This window comes from Streptomyces sp. NPDC016845 (assembly GCF_044332585.1).
In the GTDB taxonomy this organism is placed as follows: Bacteria; Actinomycetota; Actinomycetes; order Streptomycetales; family Streptomycetaceae; genus Streptomyces.
Genome location: NZ_JBIRPI010000001.1, coordinates 758,131 through 774,622, shown reverse-complemented (window position 1 = coordinate 774,622; position 16,492 = coordinate 758,131). Strand labels below are relative to the sequence as shown.

General features: G+C 72.0%; 10 protein-coding genes. 7 read left to right on the top strand and 3 right to left on the bottom strand.

The window, feature by feature from the left end:
* The first annotated feature begins 51 nt into the window (after positions 1-51).
* Complete coding sequence (locus tag ACH4RC_RS03200) at positions 52-909, top strand: hypothetical protein (protein WP_398194417.1); 858 nt, start codon at positions 52-54, stop codon at positions 907-909.
* Between the two features lie 98 nt (positions 910-1,007).
* Here ACH4RC_RS03200 and ACH4RC_RS03195 read toward each other — a convergent pair whose 3' ends face one another.
* Positions 1,008-1,700, bottom strand: coding sequence for a DUF2470 domain-containing protein (locus ACH4RC_RS03195; protein WP_398194415.1), 693 nt, complete (start codon positions 1,698-1,700; stop codon positions 1,008-1,010).
* 188 nt (positions 1,701-1,888) lie between these two features.
* Here ACH4RC_RS03195 and ACH4RC_RS03190 point away from each other — a divergent pair, with 188 nt between their 5' ends.
* Positions 1,889-3,367 (top strand): glycoside hydrolase family 43 protein, encoded by a 1,479-nt coding sequence (locus ACH4RC_RS03190; RefSeq protein ID WP_398194412.1) that lies wholly within the window; start codon positions 1,889-1,891, stop codon positions 3,365-3,367.
* On the opposite strand, the gene yicI is transcribed toward ACH4RC_RS03190, so the two are convergent.
* Positions 3,348-5,573, bottom strand: coding sequence for an alpha-xylosidase (yicI, locus tag ACH4RC_RS03185; RefSeq protein WP_398194409.1), 2,226 nt, complete (start codon positions 5,571-5,573; stop codon positions 3,348-3,350). The genes ACH4RC_RS03190 and yicI overlap by 20 nt on opposite strands.
* Positions 5,570-8,392 carry a glycoside hydrolase family 3 C-terminal domain-containing protein gene (locus tag ACH4RC_RS03180; protein ID WP_398194406.1) on the bottom strand — a complete coding sequence of 941 codons (2,823 nt, stop codon included), beginning with the start codon at positions 8,390-8,392 and terminating at the stop codon, positions 5,570-5,572. Before ACH4RC_RS03180 ends, yicI begins: the two co-directional genes overlap by 4 nt.
* Before the next feature lie 221 nt (positions 8,393-8,613).
* Between ACH4RC_RS03180 and ACH4RC_RS03175 the strand changes: the two genes are divergently transcribed.
* From ACH4RC_RS03175 to ACH4RC_RS03155, 5 genes are read left to right on the top strand one after another with little or no spacing between them, the layout of a single operon-like run.
* A complete protein-coding gene (locus ACH4RC_RS03175; RefSeq protein ID WP_398194404.1) occupies positions 8,614-10,290 on the top strand; it encodes an extracellular solute-binding protein in 1,677 nt (558 codons plus the stop codon).
* Complete coding sequence (locus ACH4RC_RS03170; RefSeq protein ID WP_398194401.1) at positions 10,290-11,345, top strand: ABC transporter permease; 1,056 nt, start codon at positions 10,290-10,292, stop codon at positions 11,343-11,345. Before ACH4RC_RS03175 ends, ACH4RC_RS03170 begins: the two co-directional genes overlap by 1 nt.
* Complete coding sequence (locus ACH4RC_RS03165) at positions 11,342-12,268, top strand: carbohydrate ABC transporter permease (RefSeq protein WP_398194398.1); 927 nt, start codon at positions 11,342-11,344, stop codon at positions 12,266-12,268. Before ACH4RC_RS03170 ends, ACH4RC_RS03165 begins: the two co-directional genes overlap by 4 nt.
* Positions 12,265-14,250, top strand: coding sequence for a beta-galactosidase (locus ACH4RC_RS03160; protein WP_398194396.1), 1,986 nt, complete (start codon positions 12,265-12,267; stop codon positions 14,248-14,250). Before ACH4RC_RS03165 ends, ACH4RC_RS03160 begins: the two co-directional genes overlap by 4 nt.
* Positions 14,243-16,456, top strand: a complete 2,214-nt coding sequence (locus ACH4RC_RS03155; protein ID WP_398195678.1) for a glycosyl hydrolase family 95 catalytic domain-containing protein — start codon at positions 14,243-14,245, stop codon at positions 16,454-16,456. The genes ACH4RC_RS03160 and ACH4RC_RS03155 overlap by 8 nt, the downstream gene beginning before the upstream one ends.
* Positions 16,457-16,492: the final 36 nt, after the last annotated feature.

Genomic DNA, 16,492 nt, shown 5'->3' with positions numbered 1-16,492 from the left:
GATCGTAGGGCAGCCTTGTCCCGACCTGATCTTCGACCGGCGGAGGCCCCCATGAATCCCCCCACGCAGCTCCCCGCGCACCGGCGCACGAGACGCCGCGTCCTCGCCCTCGCGGCGCTGACCGGTGCGCTCACCCTCGCCGCGGGCGCCGCGACCGCCACGGCCGCGCCCTCCTGGACCGAGACCGGCACGTCGTCCGTCAACTCCCTCACCGGCAGCCAGGGCCTGGCCACCCGCGCCGACGGATCCCTCGTGACGCGCGGGCTCGCCTCGATCCCGCTCGCTCTGCGCATAGCCGGCTGGTCGCACGTCGGGGACCCGGACGTGGCGGGCGGCTACACCTTCGACGCGTACCAGGGCGGTGACGGCGCGACGAAGAAGATGTTCGCCGCGACGAGCCCGGACGGGAAGCGCACGACCTACGAACACGCGCTTGACGCGGGTGAGTTGCTGAACAACTCGTTCGCGGCGGTGGCGCCCGACGGGCAGTGGCTGGTGGCCGGCGAGTGGGGCGCCATGCGGCGGCTCCAGGTCTTCCCGACGCCGGTCCTCAACCCGTCGGCCCCCGCGCCGGGCACCAACCTCCCGCAGGCCGGGCAGATCACCCTCGACAAGGGCGTCGAGAACATCCAGGGCTGCGACTTCACCGACGCCACGCATCTGCTGTGCTCCTACGACAACGCCGTGAAGGAGGTCATCGAGGTCGCGCTCGACCGCCCCCTCGACGGCAAGCCGGTCACGGGGCGCGTCTCGACCGTCTTCGCGGTGCCCCAGCACAGCGTCTGCTCGGGCACGTTCGAGGCGGAGGGCATCGACTACGACACCGCGCGCGGAACGCTGCGCGTCGCGATCGTGCCGCCCGCACCGTGCCTGGTGACGACGACGCTCGTCTCGTACAAGAAGTCCTGATCCAAGGAAACGCCGCACGACGTACAGCCGCGGGGGCCCCGCGGCTCCGGCCCGGTCCGGGGCGCAGCGAGGTCTCCGCGTGTCATGGACCGTCCTCCTCAGTGGCGGGCGGCGGCGGGATCGAGCACTTCCTGGATGCGCGCGCCGACGTCACGGGGGTGCCGCGCCTCCGTCGGGAAGCCGATCCGTACGTCGTCGAACGCGTCGCCGGTCCGCTCCAGGCGGAGCACGAGCCCCTTGCGGTCGAGGCTGAGGGGGCGGATCCGTTCGATCCCGGACAGGTCGCCCTGCCGTACCAGGCCGGCGAGTTGTACGAGGAGGTCGGCGTGGCCGGTGTCGAGGTGGCCGAGGAGTTCCGCCTCGTGGGCCGCGAGCGGGTCGGGGTGCGCCGCCGCGAGCGTCGGGGCGTCCAGGGTGCGCACGGCGTCCCCCACGGACAGGGCCGCCCGCGCGGGCCGGAGGACCAGGGTGCCGGGACCGGCCGGGGCCAGTCGGCCGCTCAGCGCGAGACGGGCGCGCACCCGGTCCCGTACGCCGACGGGCGCGATGTCGGTGCACTCCGCGAACGCCGCGAGGCCGGAGCCGGGGGCCGCGGCGAGCGCGGCGGCCAGACCGGGTTCCGCGGGGTCGAGCAGCAGCAGGCGGGACGCGACGTCGACGGTGTGCAGCGCCACGCAATCGAACCGGAGGCCGCTGCCGGTCAGGCTCAGCGCCAGGGAACCGGCGGCGGCGAGGATCGTCCGGGCCCGTTCGGCGTCGGTGGGCTCCGGGGGCGTCAGGGGGTAGACCATCCCCACTCCTTAGGTTAGGTAAGGCTCACCTTACTAACCCGCAGGCGGTGGGGACAGTCGGGGTGGACAGCCGGCCGCCCGGCCGCCGTCCGTCCCCCGTCCATTCCCTTGCGCCCCGCACTCCCCCTGCATATCCTCCCCGCACATCGAAGCGCTTCGACATCGACCGCCATCCGCAGAGGACCGCCATGTCAGGCCCGCACCCGGTCATCCCCGGCTTCCACCCCGACCCCACCGTCTGCCGCGTGGGCGACGACTACTACCTCGCCTGTTCCAGCTTCGAGTACTTCCCCGGGATTCCCCTCTTCCACAGCCGCGACCTGCGGAACTGGACGCGGATCGGCAACGTCCTCGACCGGCCGGGGCAGTTGCGGCTGCCGGTGGAGTCGCCGTCGTCCGCAGGGATCTACGCGCCCACGCTGCGCCACCACGACGGCCGGTTCTGGCTGATCGTCACCAATGTCAGCGACGGCGGCAACTTCCTGGTCACCGCCACCGACCCGGCCGGCCCCTGGTCGGACCCCGTCCCGCTGCCCGGCGTCCACGGCATCGACCCCGACCTCGCCTGGGACGACGACGGCGCCTGCTATTGCACGGTGGCCGGGGTCTCCCAGTTCCGCATCGACCCGGACACGGGCAGGACGCTCGGCGAGCCGCGCCCGGTCTGGTCCGGCACGCCCGGCGCCAAGGCCCCGGAGGCGCCGCACCTCCACCACATCGGCGACCACTGGTATCTGCTGATCGCGGAGGGCGGCACCGAGCGCGGCCATGGGGTCTCGATCGCACGCGGTCCGGCGCCGACGGGCCCGTTCGAGCCGTGCCCGGCCAATCCGGTCCTGACGCACCGCTCCACCGACGAACCCGTCCAGAACACCGGCCACGCCGATCTCGTACAGGCGCCGGACGGTGCGTGGTGGATGGTGTTCCTGGGGGTGCGTCCGCGCGGCGGCTCGCCGGGGTGGCACGTGCTCGGCCGGGAGACGTTCCTCGCACCGGTGACGTGGGTTGACGGGTGGCCGGTGGTGGGGCCGGTCGTCAGCGGCGCGGAGGGAGCCCCGGACGGCTACCGGGACGACTTCGCGAGCCCCGAGCTCGCCCCCGAGTGGATCTCGCCGCGCTCCCGTCCCGCCTCGCACGTCACCACGCGGGAGCCGCCCGGACGGCTGACGCTGCGCGCCGCCGGGGCGTCGCTCGACGAGCCCGACGCCGTCTTCGTCGGGCGACGGCAGGAGAACCTGACGTGCCGCGTCCGCACCCGTGTCGACGCGGCGCAAGGGCGCGGCGGTCTGGCGGTGCGCCTCGACGAGGGGCACCACTACGAGATCGAGGCGGACGCGCGGGAGGTACGCGTCACCGCCCGGATCGGCCCGGCGCGCACCGTCCTCGCGGCACGTTCCACGCACGGGGAGCCGCTCGTCCTCGGCGTCGACATCGCGGAGACGCGGACGCTCGACGACGCCCGTACCGGCCCTGACACGCTGGCCTTCGGGGTCGAGGAGGCGGACGGCACGTTCACCGCGCTCGCCGCCCTCGACGGCCGGTATCTGTCGACCGAGGTGGCGGGCGGGTTCACCGGCCGCGTCATCGGTCTGTACGCCGCGGCCGGCACCGTTCACTTCGACTGGTTCGCCTACCGCCCGTCCCCGTCTACAACTCCCGCACCGTAGCGGGCCGTTCGGCCCCTTCGACCGTCACGGCCCCGTCGTCCTCGTTCCTGCGCACCCGGTACGAGGCGGCGGGGCCGGCGTCCGCCCCATGGCCCGGCACGGTCACCGTCACGTCCCGTACCCCCGGCGCCACGAGCAGCGTCAGGCCTTCGAGCCAGTCGCCGTCCGGGCGGCGGTCGTCCGCGGCCATCGGGACGACCGCGCCCGGACGCACGTACAGGGGCAGACTGTCGAAGCCGTGCGTCTCGCGGCGCCATCCGGGGCCCCGCACCCGCTCGCCCGTGAGGAGGTGGGTCCACACACCCTCGGGCAGGTAGTACTCGACATCGCCCTCCGCCGAGAAGACCGGGGCGACGAGCAGGTCCGGGCCGAGCATGTACTGGCGGTCGAGGGTGCGGCACGTCGGGTCGTCGGGGAAGTCGAGCAGCATCGGGCGCATCACCGGGACGCCGGTGCGGTGCGCCTCGACCGCGGCACCGTACAGATACGGCATCAGGCGGTGCTTGAGCCGGGTGAACTGCCGCGCCACGTCGACCGCCTCCTCACCGAAGGCCCACGGCACCCGGTAGGAGACGTTGCCGTGCAGGCGGCTGTGGGAGGAGAGAAGACCGAAGGCGAGCCAGCGCTTGAAGACCGCCGGGTCGGGGGTGCCCTCGAAGCCGCCGATGTCGTGGGACCAGAATCCGAAGCCGGACAGGGAGAGGGAGAGTCCGCCGCGCAGGGACTCAGCCATCGCCGTGAACGACGCGAAGCAGTCGCCGCCCCAGTGCACCGGGAACTGCTGGCCGCCGACGGTCGCCGAGCGGGCGAAGACGACGGCCTCGCCCGCGCCCCGCTCCTTCTGGAGCAGGTCGAAGACGGTCCGGTTGTACGCCTGCGCGTAGTAGTTGTGCATGCGCTCGGGGTCGGAACCGTCGTGCCAGACGACGTCCGTCGGGACGCGTTCGCCGAAGTCCGTCTTGAAACTGTCGACGCCCTGGTCGAGCAGGACGCGCAGCTTGCCCGCGTACCAGGCGCACGCGGCCGGGTCGGTGAAGTCGACGAGCGCCATGCCGGGCTGCCACAGGTCCCACTGCCAGATGTCGCCGTTCGGGCGGCGGACCAGGAAGCCCTGCTCGGCCGCCTCCGCGAACAGCGCGGACTTCTGCGCGATGTACGGGTTGATCCACATGCTGATGCGCAGGCCGCGCGCTTTGAGGCGGCTCAGCATGCCGGCCGGGTCGGGGAACACCTCCGGGTCCCAGGCGAAGTCGGTCCACTGGTACTCGCGCATCCAGAAGCAGTCGAAGTGGAAGACGCTGAGCGGGATGTCCCGCTCGGCCATCCCGTCGACGAACGAGGTCACCGTCTCCTCGTCGTACTCGGTGCAGAACGATGTCGTCAGCCACAGGCCGAACGACCACGCCGGGGGCAGTGCCGGGCGGCCGGTCAGCGCGGTGTAGCGGCGCAGCACGTCCTTCGGGGCCGGGCCCGCGACCACGTAGAACTCGACCGACTGGTCCTCGACGCTGAACTGGAGCCGGCCGACGGACTCCGAGCCGACCTCGTAGCTGACCCGTCCCGGGTGGTTGACGAGGACGCCGTAGCCGAGGGAGGAGAGGTGGAACGGGACGTTCTTGTAGGCGAGTTCGCTGCTGGTGCCGCCGTCCTCCTGCCAGATGTCGACGCTCTGGCCGTTCTTGACGAAGGGGGTGAAGCGTTCGCCGAGGCCGTAGATCTGCTCGCCGATGCCGAGCGCGAGCTGGGTGACCATGTGGTGGGCGCCGTCGGGGGTCGTCGCGAAGGCGGTGCCCTTGTCCTCGATCGCGGTGAGACGGCGGCCGGTCGAGGTGTCGTGGAACTCCAGGCCCCACACCCCCGCCGTGTCCAGGCGCACGCTGAGCGGGCCCGAGGTCAGCTCGGTGACGGTGCCGTCGCGGGTGACGTGGGCGCCGCCGCCACTCTCGCCGGTGCGGAGTTCGAAGTCGGGGCCGCGGTGCCGTCTGCCCGCGTGGTGGGTGACGCGGACGCCGATGACGCCCTCGGCCGGTGCGAAGCAGTCGACCGTGATCAGCGGCTGGTTGAGCGTGTCGCCCCGGTCGCGCACGTGCCGTACGGCGGCGTACGCGGTGAACCGGTCCTCCTCCGCCCTGACGTCGCGGACCTCGGTGGCGTACGCGGCGCGGACCCCTTCGCGCATCAGCCAGAAACCGTCGGTGAACTTCATGTGGTGGTCCCCCGTGGGATGAAGGCGATCCTGGCCAGACGGACAGGACCACGCAGCCGGACGCGCAGGTCCCGCACGCCGGTGGCGGTGAAGTCGGCGCGCACCGTGGTGTACGTGTACGAATCCGCGGTCGCCGGGACGGTGACGGCGCAGCCCTCGGACAACTCGACGACGCCCTCGCCCGCCGCCTCCACCTGCACGCCCGACACCCCGCCGGGCCCGAAGTCGCATGCGCGGTAGAGGAGTTCGCCGGTGGAGTCGGTGGCCGTCACCGCGTCGCCCGCCGTCTTCGTGCGGTCCACGATCTCGGTGCCCCGCTGCTCGTCGTAGGACGCCGCGTCGAGGCCCTCCCTGTGCACCGGCCGTGGTGCGGGTTCGTCCCCTTCGACCGTCAGCAGCGCCGTGTGCCGGATGTCCTCGCTGGAGGCGCCGACGACGAGCTCGTACGTGCCTGTCGTGACGCTCCACCGGTCGCGGGCCACGTCGTGGTGGCCGAGGTCGGTGACCGGGACGGTGAAGGTGACGCGCTCGCAGGCGCCCGCGTCGAGCGTGAGCCTGCGGTGCGCGAGGAGCTGGCGGCGCGGGCGCGGGACCGGCATGCCGAGCGGGCGGACGTAGAGCTGGGCCACCTCGTCGGCGGTGCGCGGACCGGTGTTGGTGACGGTGAAGGTGAGTTCGAGGGTGTCGTCGCCGCGCGACACGAACAGCGCGTCGTAGGCGAACGAGCTGTAGGACAGGCCGTGCCCGAACGGGTAGAGCGGGGTGCCCTCGAAGTAGAGGTAGGTCTGGCGGGAGCCGATGACGTCGTAGTCGAGCAGGCCGGGCAGGTCGGTGTCGGCCGCGTACCAGGTCTGCGGGAGGCGTCCGGCGGGGCTGACGTCGCCGGCGAGGACCCGGGCGAGCGCGCGTCCCGCCGCCTGGCCGCCGTGGGCGGTCCACAGCAGGGCGGGCAGTTCGGCGTGCGCGTCGGGGACGGCGTACGGGTAGGCGGAGACCAGGGCGAGGGCGGTGTTCGCGTTCGCGGCGCGGGCCGTGCGCCACAGCCGTTCCTGGTGCGGGGGCAGGGCGAGGGTGGTGCGGTCCTCGGTCTCGCGGCCGTTGATGTGCGGGTCGTTGCCCGCGACGACGATCACGACGTCCGCCTCGGCGGCGGCCCTGGCCACGGCTTCCTCGCCGCGCTCGACGAATTCGACCGAGAAGACGGTGCCTTCGTCGGCAACCTTCACCCCGTCGGCGGCGACAGAGACGTACCGACCCGTTCCCGCGTGCCGCAGGAGGTGACCGTTTCCATGGGGTTCGAGCGCGTACGTCTCCTGGACGATCCAGCCTCCGGGCTGCTCGGCGGAGGCGCGCACGTAGCCGTCCTGCGCGACGGAGAGGTAGCGGCCCTCCGGTGCGCGCAGGGTGAGGACGTCGTCGCCCCAGTCGATCAGGGCGAGCTCCGTGCCCTCGTCGGGGGAGGCCGTGAGCGGTGGCAGGTCGGTGCGGCCGGCGAGCAGGGCGGGGTCGAGCGCCGCCCCGCCGTCCTGACCAGGCGCTTCCTCGGGCGCGTCCGGGACCCGCAGCCACCCGTCGTCGCAGCGCAGCCGCACCCGGTCCACGCCCTCCGCGAAGGTGACGCGGTCCGTGCCGAACCTCTCGTACAGCCCGTCGAGCGGGGTCGAGCGGTGGATCAGGGTGCCGCTGTACCAGTCGAGCTTGCACTCGTCGGCGAGGAGGCCGACCAGCGCGATCCTCGCGTCGTCCGGCAGCGGCAGCAGGCCGTCGTTCTTGAGCAGCACGATCGCCTGCTCGGCCGCCTCCTGCGCCAGGGCGCGATGGGCCTCGGTGTCGAAGTCCTGTACGTCCGCGAAGGGGTCCACGTCCTCGAACTCGCCGAGTCGTGCCCGTACGCCGAGCTGACGGCGGACCGCCGTGTCGATGTCGGACTCGGTGATCAGGCCCTGGTCGAAGGCGCGGCGCAGGCGTCCGACGATGGTCGAGGGATCCGTGCCGTGGTCGGTGAAGCTGTCGACGCCCGCGACGAGCGCGGCGGCCGTCGCCTCCTCGTGGGTGTCGAAGTAGTGCTCGGAGTCGACGAGGTTGCTGGGCGCGCCCGCGTCGGAGCAGACGAGAAGGTCCTGCCCGGTCCAGGTCCGCAGGTGTTCGCGCAGGTACGGCGATACATGGTTGGGGCGGCCGTTGACCAGGTTGTAGGCGGGCATGACCCCGGCGACGGCGCCCGCCTCGACCGGGGCGCGGAACGCCCGCAGGTCGTACTCGTGCAGGACGCGCGCAGGCACGGAGGAGTTCGTCGTGTCGCGGCGGGTCTCGTTGTTGTGGGCGAGCCAGTGCTTGAGGACCGGGGCGGTGCGCCAGTAGGTGGGATGGGTGCCGCGCAGGCCGCGCGTGTAGGCGGTGGCGATCGCGGCGGTGAGGTGGGGGTCCTCGGAGTAGCCCTCCTCGTTCCTGCCCCACAGCGGGTGGCGCAGCAGATTGACGGTGGGCGCCCAGACGTTGAGGCCGACACGGTCGTCCCGGGCGCGCATCGCGCGGACCTCGGCGGAGACGGCGTCGCCGACGCGGCGCACCAGGTCGTCGTTCCAGGTCGCGCCGAGGCCGACGGACTGCGGAAAGACGGTGGCCCGCCCCATCCACGCGACGCCGTGCAGCGCTTCCTGTCCGGTGCGGAACGCGGCGAGGCCGACCCGTTCGACGGCGGGCGTGAACTGGTGCAACAGCGCGATGCGTTCGTCGAGCGTCAGCGTCGCGAGGAGATCGTCGACGCGCTTGTCCGCGGGCGCGGCGGTCTCGGGGTGGAGCGGGGGGTTGTCGGTCACGTACGGGTCCCTTGGCAGAGAAGCGGAAAAGGTGGCAGCAGGATCTTCGAAGCGCTTCGATGCTCCGCACTCTGCCCAGCAGGTGTCAAGAGCGGTGCGGCGAAAGTCGGTTGAGGAATTCCGTGCACCAATCTTGTGACCCCGGAAACGTTCCCTTAGCCTCGCTGCAACATCGAAGCGCTTCGACAAAACGTCGACGCGTTCCTTGAAGGGTTGCCGCAATGACGCCGAACTCGCCTTCCGCCTCCGCTCCCAGCCGGAGAACCTTCCTCGCCTCCAGCGCCCTGGCCGCCGCTGTCGTGGCCGGCGGGGCGCCGCTGCTCACGGCCTGCGGCGGGACGGACAGCAAGGACCGGGAGGGCACCACCTCCGGGAAGGCCGCCGACAAGCTGCTGCCGACCTACATCGCCAGCAAGTTCGCCGACCCGGACCTGCCGTCGAAGAACGGCTCGGCCGCCGGGTACACCGGCAAGGTGACCCTCGCGGGCCTGGCCGCCTCGGTCCCGGAGAAGCTCGGCACCGGAGCACCCGTCAAGATCATGTCCCCGTTCTGGGGCTCTCCGCCGAAGAGCGACTGCGCCTACTACAAGGCGCTCGACGCGGCGGCCGGCACCAAGGTGACCTGGCAGAACCAGGACGGCAACACCTACGGGCAGAAGCTCGGCGCGGTCCTCGCCTCCAGCTCCGTCCCAGACATGGTCGTCGTGCCGAGCTGGGAGCTGGTCGGCAAGATCTCCAACGCGGTCACCGCGAAGTTCATGGACCTCGGCCCGTACCTGGCCGGCGACAAGGTGAAGAAGTACCCGAACCTCGCCGCGATCCCCTCGGACTCCTGGCGCATGGGCATCTTCGGCGGCGCCCTGCGCGGCATCCCGATGCCGACCGCCGCGGCGACGTTCAACATCGCGTACTACCGCAAGGACGTCTTCGACAAGAAGGGCTACGAGGTCCCGACCTCCACCGACACCTTCCTGAGCTGGGCGAAGGAGGCGACCAGCGCCAAGGCGAAGGTGTACGCCTGCGGTGACATGTCCTGGACCGCCTTCAACATCTTCGGTGTCCGGCCCTCGGGCACGCTCGGCTGGCACGTCGAGGACGACGGCAAGCTGACCTACCGCGTCGAGCAGCCCGAGTACCTCGAAGCCCTGGAGTGGACCCGCAAGGTGTTCGACGCGGGCGTCGTCCACCCCGACGACAAGGCCCGCTCCGGCGACGCGGGCCAGCGCTTCGGCGCGGGCCAGATCCTCATGTACAACAACGACACGTCCCACTGGTACGTCAAGACCGCCGAACAGGCCGCTTCCAACCCCGAGTTCGCGATGGACGCGATGGACATCTTCGGCCCCGACGGCGGCGACCCGCAGCTGTGGGCCAGCCAGCCCGCCAGCATCTGGTCGCTGATCCGCAAGGGCGCCTCCAAGGAGACCGTCGAGAACGCCCTCGCCGCCGCCAACTTCGCCGCCGCCCCGTACGGCACGAAGGAGCGCATCCTCGTCGACTACGGCACCGAGGGCACCCACTACACGGTCAAGGACGGCGTCCCGGTCAAGACCGACCAGGGCAACCAGGAGGTCATCAACGCCTGGGTGATGCTCGCCGCCCCCGCCCCCTACTTCGCGCACCCCGACTACCCGGACATCGCGCGCAAGCAGGTCGAGTGGGAGCAGCGGATGGGCGCCTTCATGAAGAAGACGTCCACGTACGGCATGAACATCGTGGAGCCGACCCGCTACGCCAACCTCTCCAGCCAGTTCGAGCAGCTGGAGATCGACTACGTACGCGGCAACAAGAAGCTCTCCGACGTGCAGCAGGCCATCTCGACCTGGAAGTCCTCCGGCGGCGACAAGCTGCGCGACTGGTACAAGAAGCTCATCGACAAGAACGGCAGCGGCAACTGATGTCTCTCACCGCCGGGAGCAGGCCCGACGGGACCCGTCCGCCCGCGGCCGTCGAGGAACCGACGGCCGCGGTCGCCGCCACGGCGGCCAAGGCACAGGTACCGCCCAAGGAATCCAGGAAGGCGGGCAGGACCCCGTGGCGCGTCCGGCTGCGCCGCGACCGCGCGCTCATCCTGATGACGCTGCCCGCCCTCGCCCTGCTCCTGCTCTTCAACTACGTCCCGCTGCTCGGCAACGTCGTCGCGTTCCAGGACTACGACCCCTACGCGGCGAGCAACGGCGTCACCGCGATCTTCCACAGCCCGTGGCTCGGCGTGGAGCAGTTCTCGCGGCTGATCGACGATCCCCTGTTCTGGGACGCGACGCAGAACACCGTCGTCCTCTTCCTGCTCCAGCTCGTGCTGTTCTTCCCGATCCCCATCGCGCTCGCGCTGCTCATCAACAGCGTGATCCGGCCCCGGGTCCGGGCCGTCGCGCAGGCGATCATGTACTTGCCGCACTTCTTCTCGTGGGTCCTCGTCGTCACCGTCTTCCAGCAGGTCTTCGGCGGGGCGGGCATCATCGCGCAGACGATGGAGAAGCACGGCTGGGGCGGCTTCGACCTCATGACGAACGCCGACCTCTTCAAGTTCCTGGTGACCGCGCAGTCCGTGTGGAAGGACGCCGGCTGGGGGATCATCGTCTTCCTCGCCGCCCTCGCGGCCGTCTCCACCGACCTGTACGAGGCCGCCGCCATGGACGGCGCGGGCCGCTGGCGCCGCATGTGGCACGTGACGCTGCCCGCGCTGCGCCCGGTCATCGCGCTGCTCCTCGTCCTGCGGGTCGGCGACGCGCTCAGCGTCGGCTTCGAGCAGTTCCTGCTCCAGCGCGACGCGGTCGGCGCCGGCGCCAGCGAAGTGCTCGACACCTATGTCTGGAACATGGGCATCCAGAACGGCGACTTCAGCTACGCGGCGGCGGTCGGCCTGGTCAAGGGCGTGATCGGGGTCTGCCTCGTCCTCGCCGCGAACAAGTTCGCTCATCTGCTCGGTGAGCAGGGGGTGTACAAGAAGTGAGCCTCAACACGCAGCTGATCCGCAGCCTCCAGGCACCGCCCCGACCCGCGTGGGAGGAGGCGCCGAGCAGGACCGGTCTCACGGCGAAGGGCGGCTTCCTCGTCCTGTGCTGCCTCGGCGTGCTCGCCCCGCTGTGGATCGTGATCGTCACCAGCCTCTCCCCGAAACCGGTGATCGACCGGGCGGGCGGCCTCGTGGTGCTCCCCGAGGGCATCACGTTCATCAACTACACGGAGCTGCTCGGCGGCGGCCAGGTCAGCCGGGCGATCCTCGTCTCGGTCGGCGTCACCCTCGTCGGCACCGTCTTCTCCATGGCGGTGTCGATCCTCGCGGCGTACGGCCTGTCCCGGCCCGGCAGCCTCGCCCACCGGTTCCTCCTGATGGCGCTGATGGCGACGATGTTCTTCGGCGCGGGCCTCATACCGACGTATCTCCTGGTGCAGTCGCTCGGGCTCACCGACACCTATCTGTCGCTGATCCTGCCGAGCGCGGTCAGCGTCTTCAACATCCTCGTGCTGCGCGGCTTCTTCATGGGCATCTCGCCCGAGCTGACCGAATCCGCGCGCATCGACGGGGCGAGCGACCTGCGCATCCTGCTGACGATCATCATGCCGCTGTCCCGCGCCGTGCTCGCCGTCATCTCGCTCTTCTACGCGGTCGGCTACTGGAGCGCCTGGTTCAACGCGTCGATCTACCTGAGCGACCAGGACATGATGCCGCTGCAGAACGTCCTCATCCAGCTCGTGCAGAAGAACACGGCGGCACCGACAGGGCTTCAGCAGGCGGTGCGCACCGGTGAACTCTCCACGCTCGGCCTCCAGATGGCGGTCATGGTGCTGGCGCTGATCCCGGTAGCGGTGGCGTCGCCGTTCGTCCAGCGCCACTTCAAGAAGGGGATGCTGACCGGGGCGGTGAAGGGGTGAGCATCGCCGTGGACGGCCGCCTCTTGTTCGGCGGCGACTACAACCCCGAGCAGTGGCCCGAGGAGGTGTGGGCCGAGGACGTACGCCTGATGAAGGAGGCGGGCGTCACCTCGGTCACGGTCGGGGTCTTCTCGTGGGCCAGGCTCGAACCCCGGCCCGGTGCGCGGGAGTTCGGGTGGCTCGACCGGCTGATGGACCTGCTGCACGCGCACGGCGTCGGCGTCGTCCTCGCCACCCCGACCGCGTCCCCGCCCCCCTGGCTCGGCCGGCTCCACCCCGAGACACTGCCGCGCGACGAGGACGGGCGCACCGTGTGGTGGGGCTCGCGCCAGCAGTTCTCGCACTCCTCCAGCGCTTACCGCCGCTACGCCGCCGCGATCACCGAGGACCTGGCGATCCGCTACGGCGGGCATCCGGCGCTGCGCATGTGGCACATCAACAACGAGTACTGCACGTTCGACTACGGCGACGAGTCGGCCCGCGCCTTCCGCGACTGGCTGCGCGCGAAGTACGGCACGCTCGCCGCGCTGAACGAGGCGTGGGGCACGGCGTTCTGGAGCCAGCACGTCGACACGTGGGCGGACGTCATCCCGCCGCGCCGCGCGCAGTACACCCGCAACCCGGCCCAGCTCCTCGACTTCCGCCGCTTCACCTCGGACGCGCTCATGGAGTGCTACGTGGCCGAGCGCGACCTCGTACGCCGCCACTCCCCCGCGCACATCCCGGTCACGACCAACTTCATGCCCCTCTGGGTCGGGCAGGACGGCTGGGCGTGGGCGGAGCAGGAGGACATCGTCTCGGTCGACGTCTATCCCGACCCGCGCGACCCGCTGGGCGGGCAGTACAACGCGATGATCGCCGACATGACCCGCGGCCAGGCCCGCGGCCCGTGGATGATCATGGAGCAGGCGGCCGGCCCGGTGAACTGGCGCGAGGTCAACCACCCGAAGCCGCCCGGCCTCAACCGCCTCTGGTCGCTCCAGGCCGTGGCGCGCGGCGCGGACGCGGTCCACTACTTCCAGTGGCGGCAGTCGCGGCAGGGCGCGGAGAAGTTCCACTCGGGGATGGTCGGCCACGCGGGCGCGCAGGGGCGGGCGTTCGCCGAGGTCAAGCGGATCGGCGCCGAGCTGGCCCGCCTCGACGTGGCAGGCGCCCATGAGAGATCCGGTATCGCCGTCCTGCACGACTGGCACGCCTGGTGGGCGGGCGACCAGGACGGCAGACCGTCGAGGCGCGTCACGTACGAGGGTGTCGTACGGGCCTGGCACCGGGCGCTCTGGGAGGCGCATCTCCCCACCGACTTCGCCCACCCCGAGCACGACCTGTCCGCGTACAGGATGGTCGTCGTGCCGCAGCTCTACCTCCTCACGGACGCGGCGATCGACAACCTCGTGGCGTACGTGCGCGGCGGCGGGACGCTCGTGTGCGGGTTCTTCACCGGGATCGCGGACGCCGACGACCGGGTGCGGGCCGGCGGCATCGACGCCCGGCTCCGCGAACTGTTCGGCATCCGCACGCTGCACGAGTGGTGGCCCCTCGACGAGCGGGAGAGCGTGGACTGCGGGGAGTTCCGCGGCACGCTGTGGTCGGAGGAGCTGACTGCCGCTGCGGACGCCGAGGTGGTGGCGTCGTACAGCGGCGGCGACCTCGACGGGCTGCCCGCCGTCCTGCGCCGGGGCCGCGCCTGGTACCTCTCCACCCTCCCCGAACCTCCGGCGCTGCGCTCGCTCCTCGCGGACGTCGCCGCCGGAGCGGGCGTACGGCCTCCACTGTCCGGCCTCCCCGCAGGGGTGGAGGCCGTACGCCGGGGTGGGCTGCTGTTCCTTCTGCACCACGGGCGGGGCGAGACGACGGTGCCGCTGCCGGACGGCGCGGCGTACCGGGATGTGCTGAGCGGCGCCGAGCACACGGGGTGCGTGCGGCTCGGCCGGTTCGGCGTGGCCGTGCTCGCTCGCGCGGAGCGGGGGCCCGGTGCTGCCTGAGCATCCGCACGGCACCTGGGAGCCGGCGCCGGCCGAGCGCTGGGAGGACGCCTTCCTCAGCGGCAACGGCCGCCACGGCGCCCTTGTCTTCGGTGACCCGCACGACGACCGGGTGATCGTCACCCAGCACACCCTGGTCCGCCCGGACGGCGGAGGACCGCGGCCCGGTCCGCCCGCCCTCGCCGACCGGCTGCCCGCGCTGCAGGACAGCCTCCTCGCCGGTGACGTGAGCGCCGCCGAGCGGTTCACGGACGGGCGTGACCTGCGCTGGGTGCGGCCGTTCCATCCGGCGTTCCAGGTCAGGTTCGTACGGGACAGCATGGTGTGGCGGGGCTACCGCCGCGCCGTCGACTTCGCCACGGGGGTCGTCGACGCCCGGTGCGGCGGCTGGCACAGCCGGGTCTTCGTCTCCCGGGCGGACGACGTGGTCGTGCAGTACGTGACCGGGCCGGGCCTCGACGGCGAGCTGTCGCTCGACCACCGGCTCGCCGGGGCGCCGGACGGGCTCGGCGTCGGCCGCGCGATCGTCCTGACCTCGCACGGCGCTCAGGTGACGGTGCGCTGCCGGTACCCGGACAGCGACCTCGCGTACACCGGGGTGACGCTGGCGCTCACGCAGGGCGGGCACTCATCGGTGGGCGTCAAGGGCCTGCGCGTCGAGGGCGCGACGGGGCTGCTGCTGCTCACGCGGGTGCACCGGCACACCGGCGAACTGGACGCCGCCACCGAGGCCGCTGACCTGGCGGCGCTCGTGACCGGCGACCCGGCGGTGACGTACGCGGACCTCCTCGCCCGCCACGAGGGGCCGCACCGCGCCGCGTACGAACGGGTGACGTTCGACCTGAACGCGCCCCCCGCCGAACGCGGCCTCCCCGGCAGCGCCCTCCTCGAACGCGCGGACAGCCACGCCCTCCTGGAGCGCCTCTTCGCGGCGGGCCGCTACCACCTGCTCAGCTCGTCGGGCGCGCTGCCGCCCCGGCTCACCGGGCTGTGGACCGGCGAGTGGAACACGGCGTGGTCGGGCGCGTTCACCACGGACGCCAATCTGAACCTGCAGACGGCGTCCGCCGCCGCCTGCGCGCTCCCCGAGGTCAGCGAGGCGCAAGGGGCGCTCGTCCGCGGGCAGCTGGCGCACTGGCGGGACAACGCCCGGGAGATCTTCGGCGCGCGCGGCATCGTCGCGCCCGCGCACACCGACGGCGAGTCCGGGCACGCGTACCACTTCCAGCGGGAGTGGCCGATGCACCTGTGGACGGCCGGCGCCGACTGGCTGCTCACCCCGCTCGTCGAGCAGGCCGAGACGACGGGCGACCGGCCCGCCTGGCTGGCCGCCGCGCTCGCCGAGGTCGCCGTCTTCTACGAGGACTTCCTCAGCCGCACCGGGCCCGACGGGCGGGTGGTCGTCGTGCCGTCGTACTCGCCCGAGAACCGTCCGGCGAACGCGAGCTGGGGCACCCTGAACGCCACGATGGACATCGCGGCGGCCCGGCACGCCCTGCGCACCGCCGCCGCCTGGCATCCGGGACCGGGCTGCGAGGCCGACCGCTGGAACGCGCTCGCCGACCGGCTGCCCGAGTACCGGATCAACCCGGACGGCGCGCTCGCGGAGTGGGCCTGGCCCGGCCTCGACGACAGCTACGACCACCGCCACCTCAGCCACCTCTACCCGGTGTGGCCGCACCACGAGATCAACCCGTACTCCACACCCGAGTGGGCGAAGGCCGCGCACCGGGCGCTCGAACTGCGCGGCGCCGAGAACGACTCGGCGCACGGCCACCTCCACCACGCCCTGATCGCGGCCCGCCTGCGCGACCCGGCCCGGGTCGGCGACGCCCTGCGCCAGGTCCTGACCGGCGACTACTTCCACCGCTCACTGATGAGCGCGCACTATCCGCGCCGCGACGTCTACAACGCGGACGCCGCGCACACCCTCCCCGCACTCCTCACCGAGTCACTGCTGCAGTCCACGCCCGACCGGCTCGTCCTGCTGCCCGCGCTGCCCGACGGGTGGCGGCGTGGCGCCGTGTCCGGCCTGCGCACCCGGTTCGGCGCGCGCGTCGACCTGGCCTGGTCCGGCGGAGTGTGCACGGCCGTCGTCCACCCCGGCCGGGACGCGGACGTGGCCCTCATGACCCCCGTCGGCGGACCCGGGCGGCTGCGCCTGGCCGCGGGCGAGGTGCACGAACTCACCTTGCGCACACGGTAGTTCCGGCCTCACCCCATTCCCACCCCCACCATGGAA

Excerpts from the sequence above, each read along its gene's own strand:
- ACH4RC_RS03200 (WP_398194417.1), top strand. The coding sequence starts at position 52 with ATGAATCCCCCCACGCAGCTCCCCGCGCACCGGCGCACGAGACGCCGC.
- ACH4RC_RS03195 (WP_398194415.1), bottom strand. The coding sequence starts at position 1,700 with ATGGTCTACCCCCTGACGCCCCCGGAGCCCACCGACGCCGAACGGGCC.
- ACH4RC_RS03190 (WP_398194412.1), top strand. The coding sequence starts at position 1,889 with ATGTCAGGCCCGCACCCGGTCATCCCCGGCTTCCACCCCGACCCCACC.
- yicI (WP_398194409.1), bottom strand. The coding sequence starts at position 5,573 with ATGAAGTTCACCGACGGTTTCTGGCTGATGCGCGAAGGGGTCCGCGCC.
- ACH4RC_RS03175 (WP_398194404.1), top strand. The coding sequence starts at position 8,614 with ATGACGCCGAACTCGCCTTCCGCCTCCGCTCCCAGCCGGAGAACCTTC.
- ACH4RC_RS03170 (WP_398194401.1), top strand. The coding sequence starts at position 10,290 with ATGTCTCTCACCGCCGGGAGCAGGCCCGACGGGACCCGTCCGCCCGCG.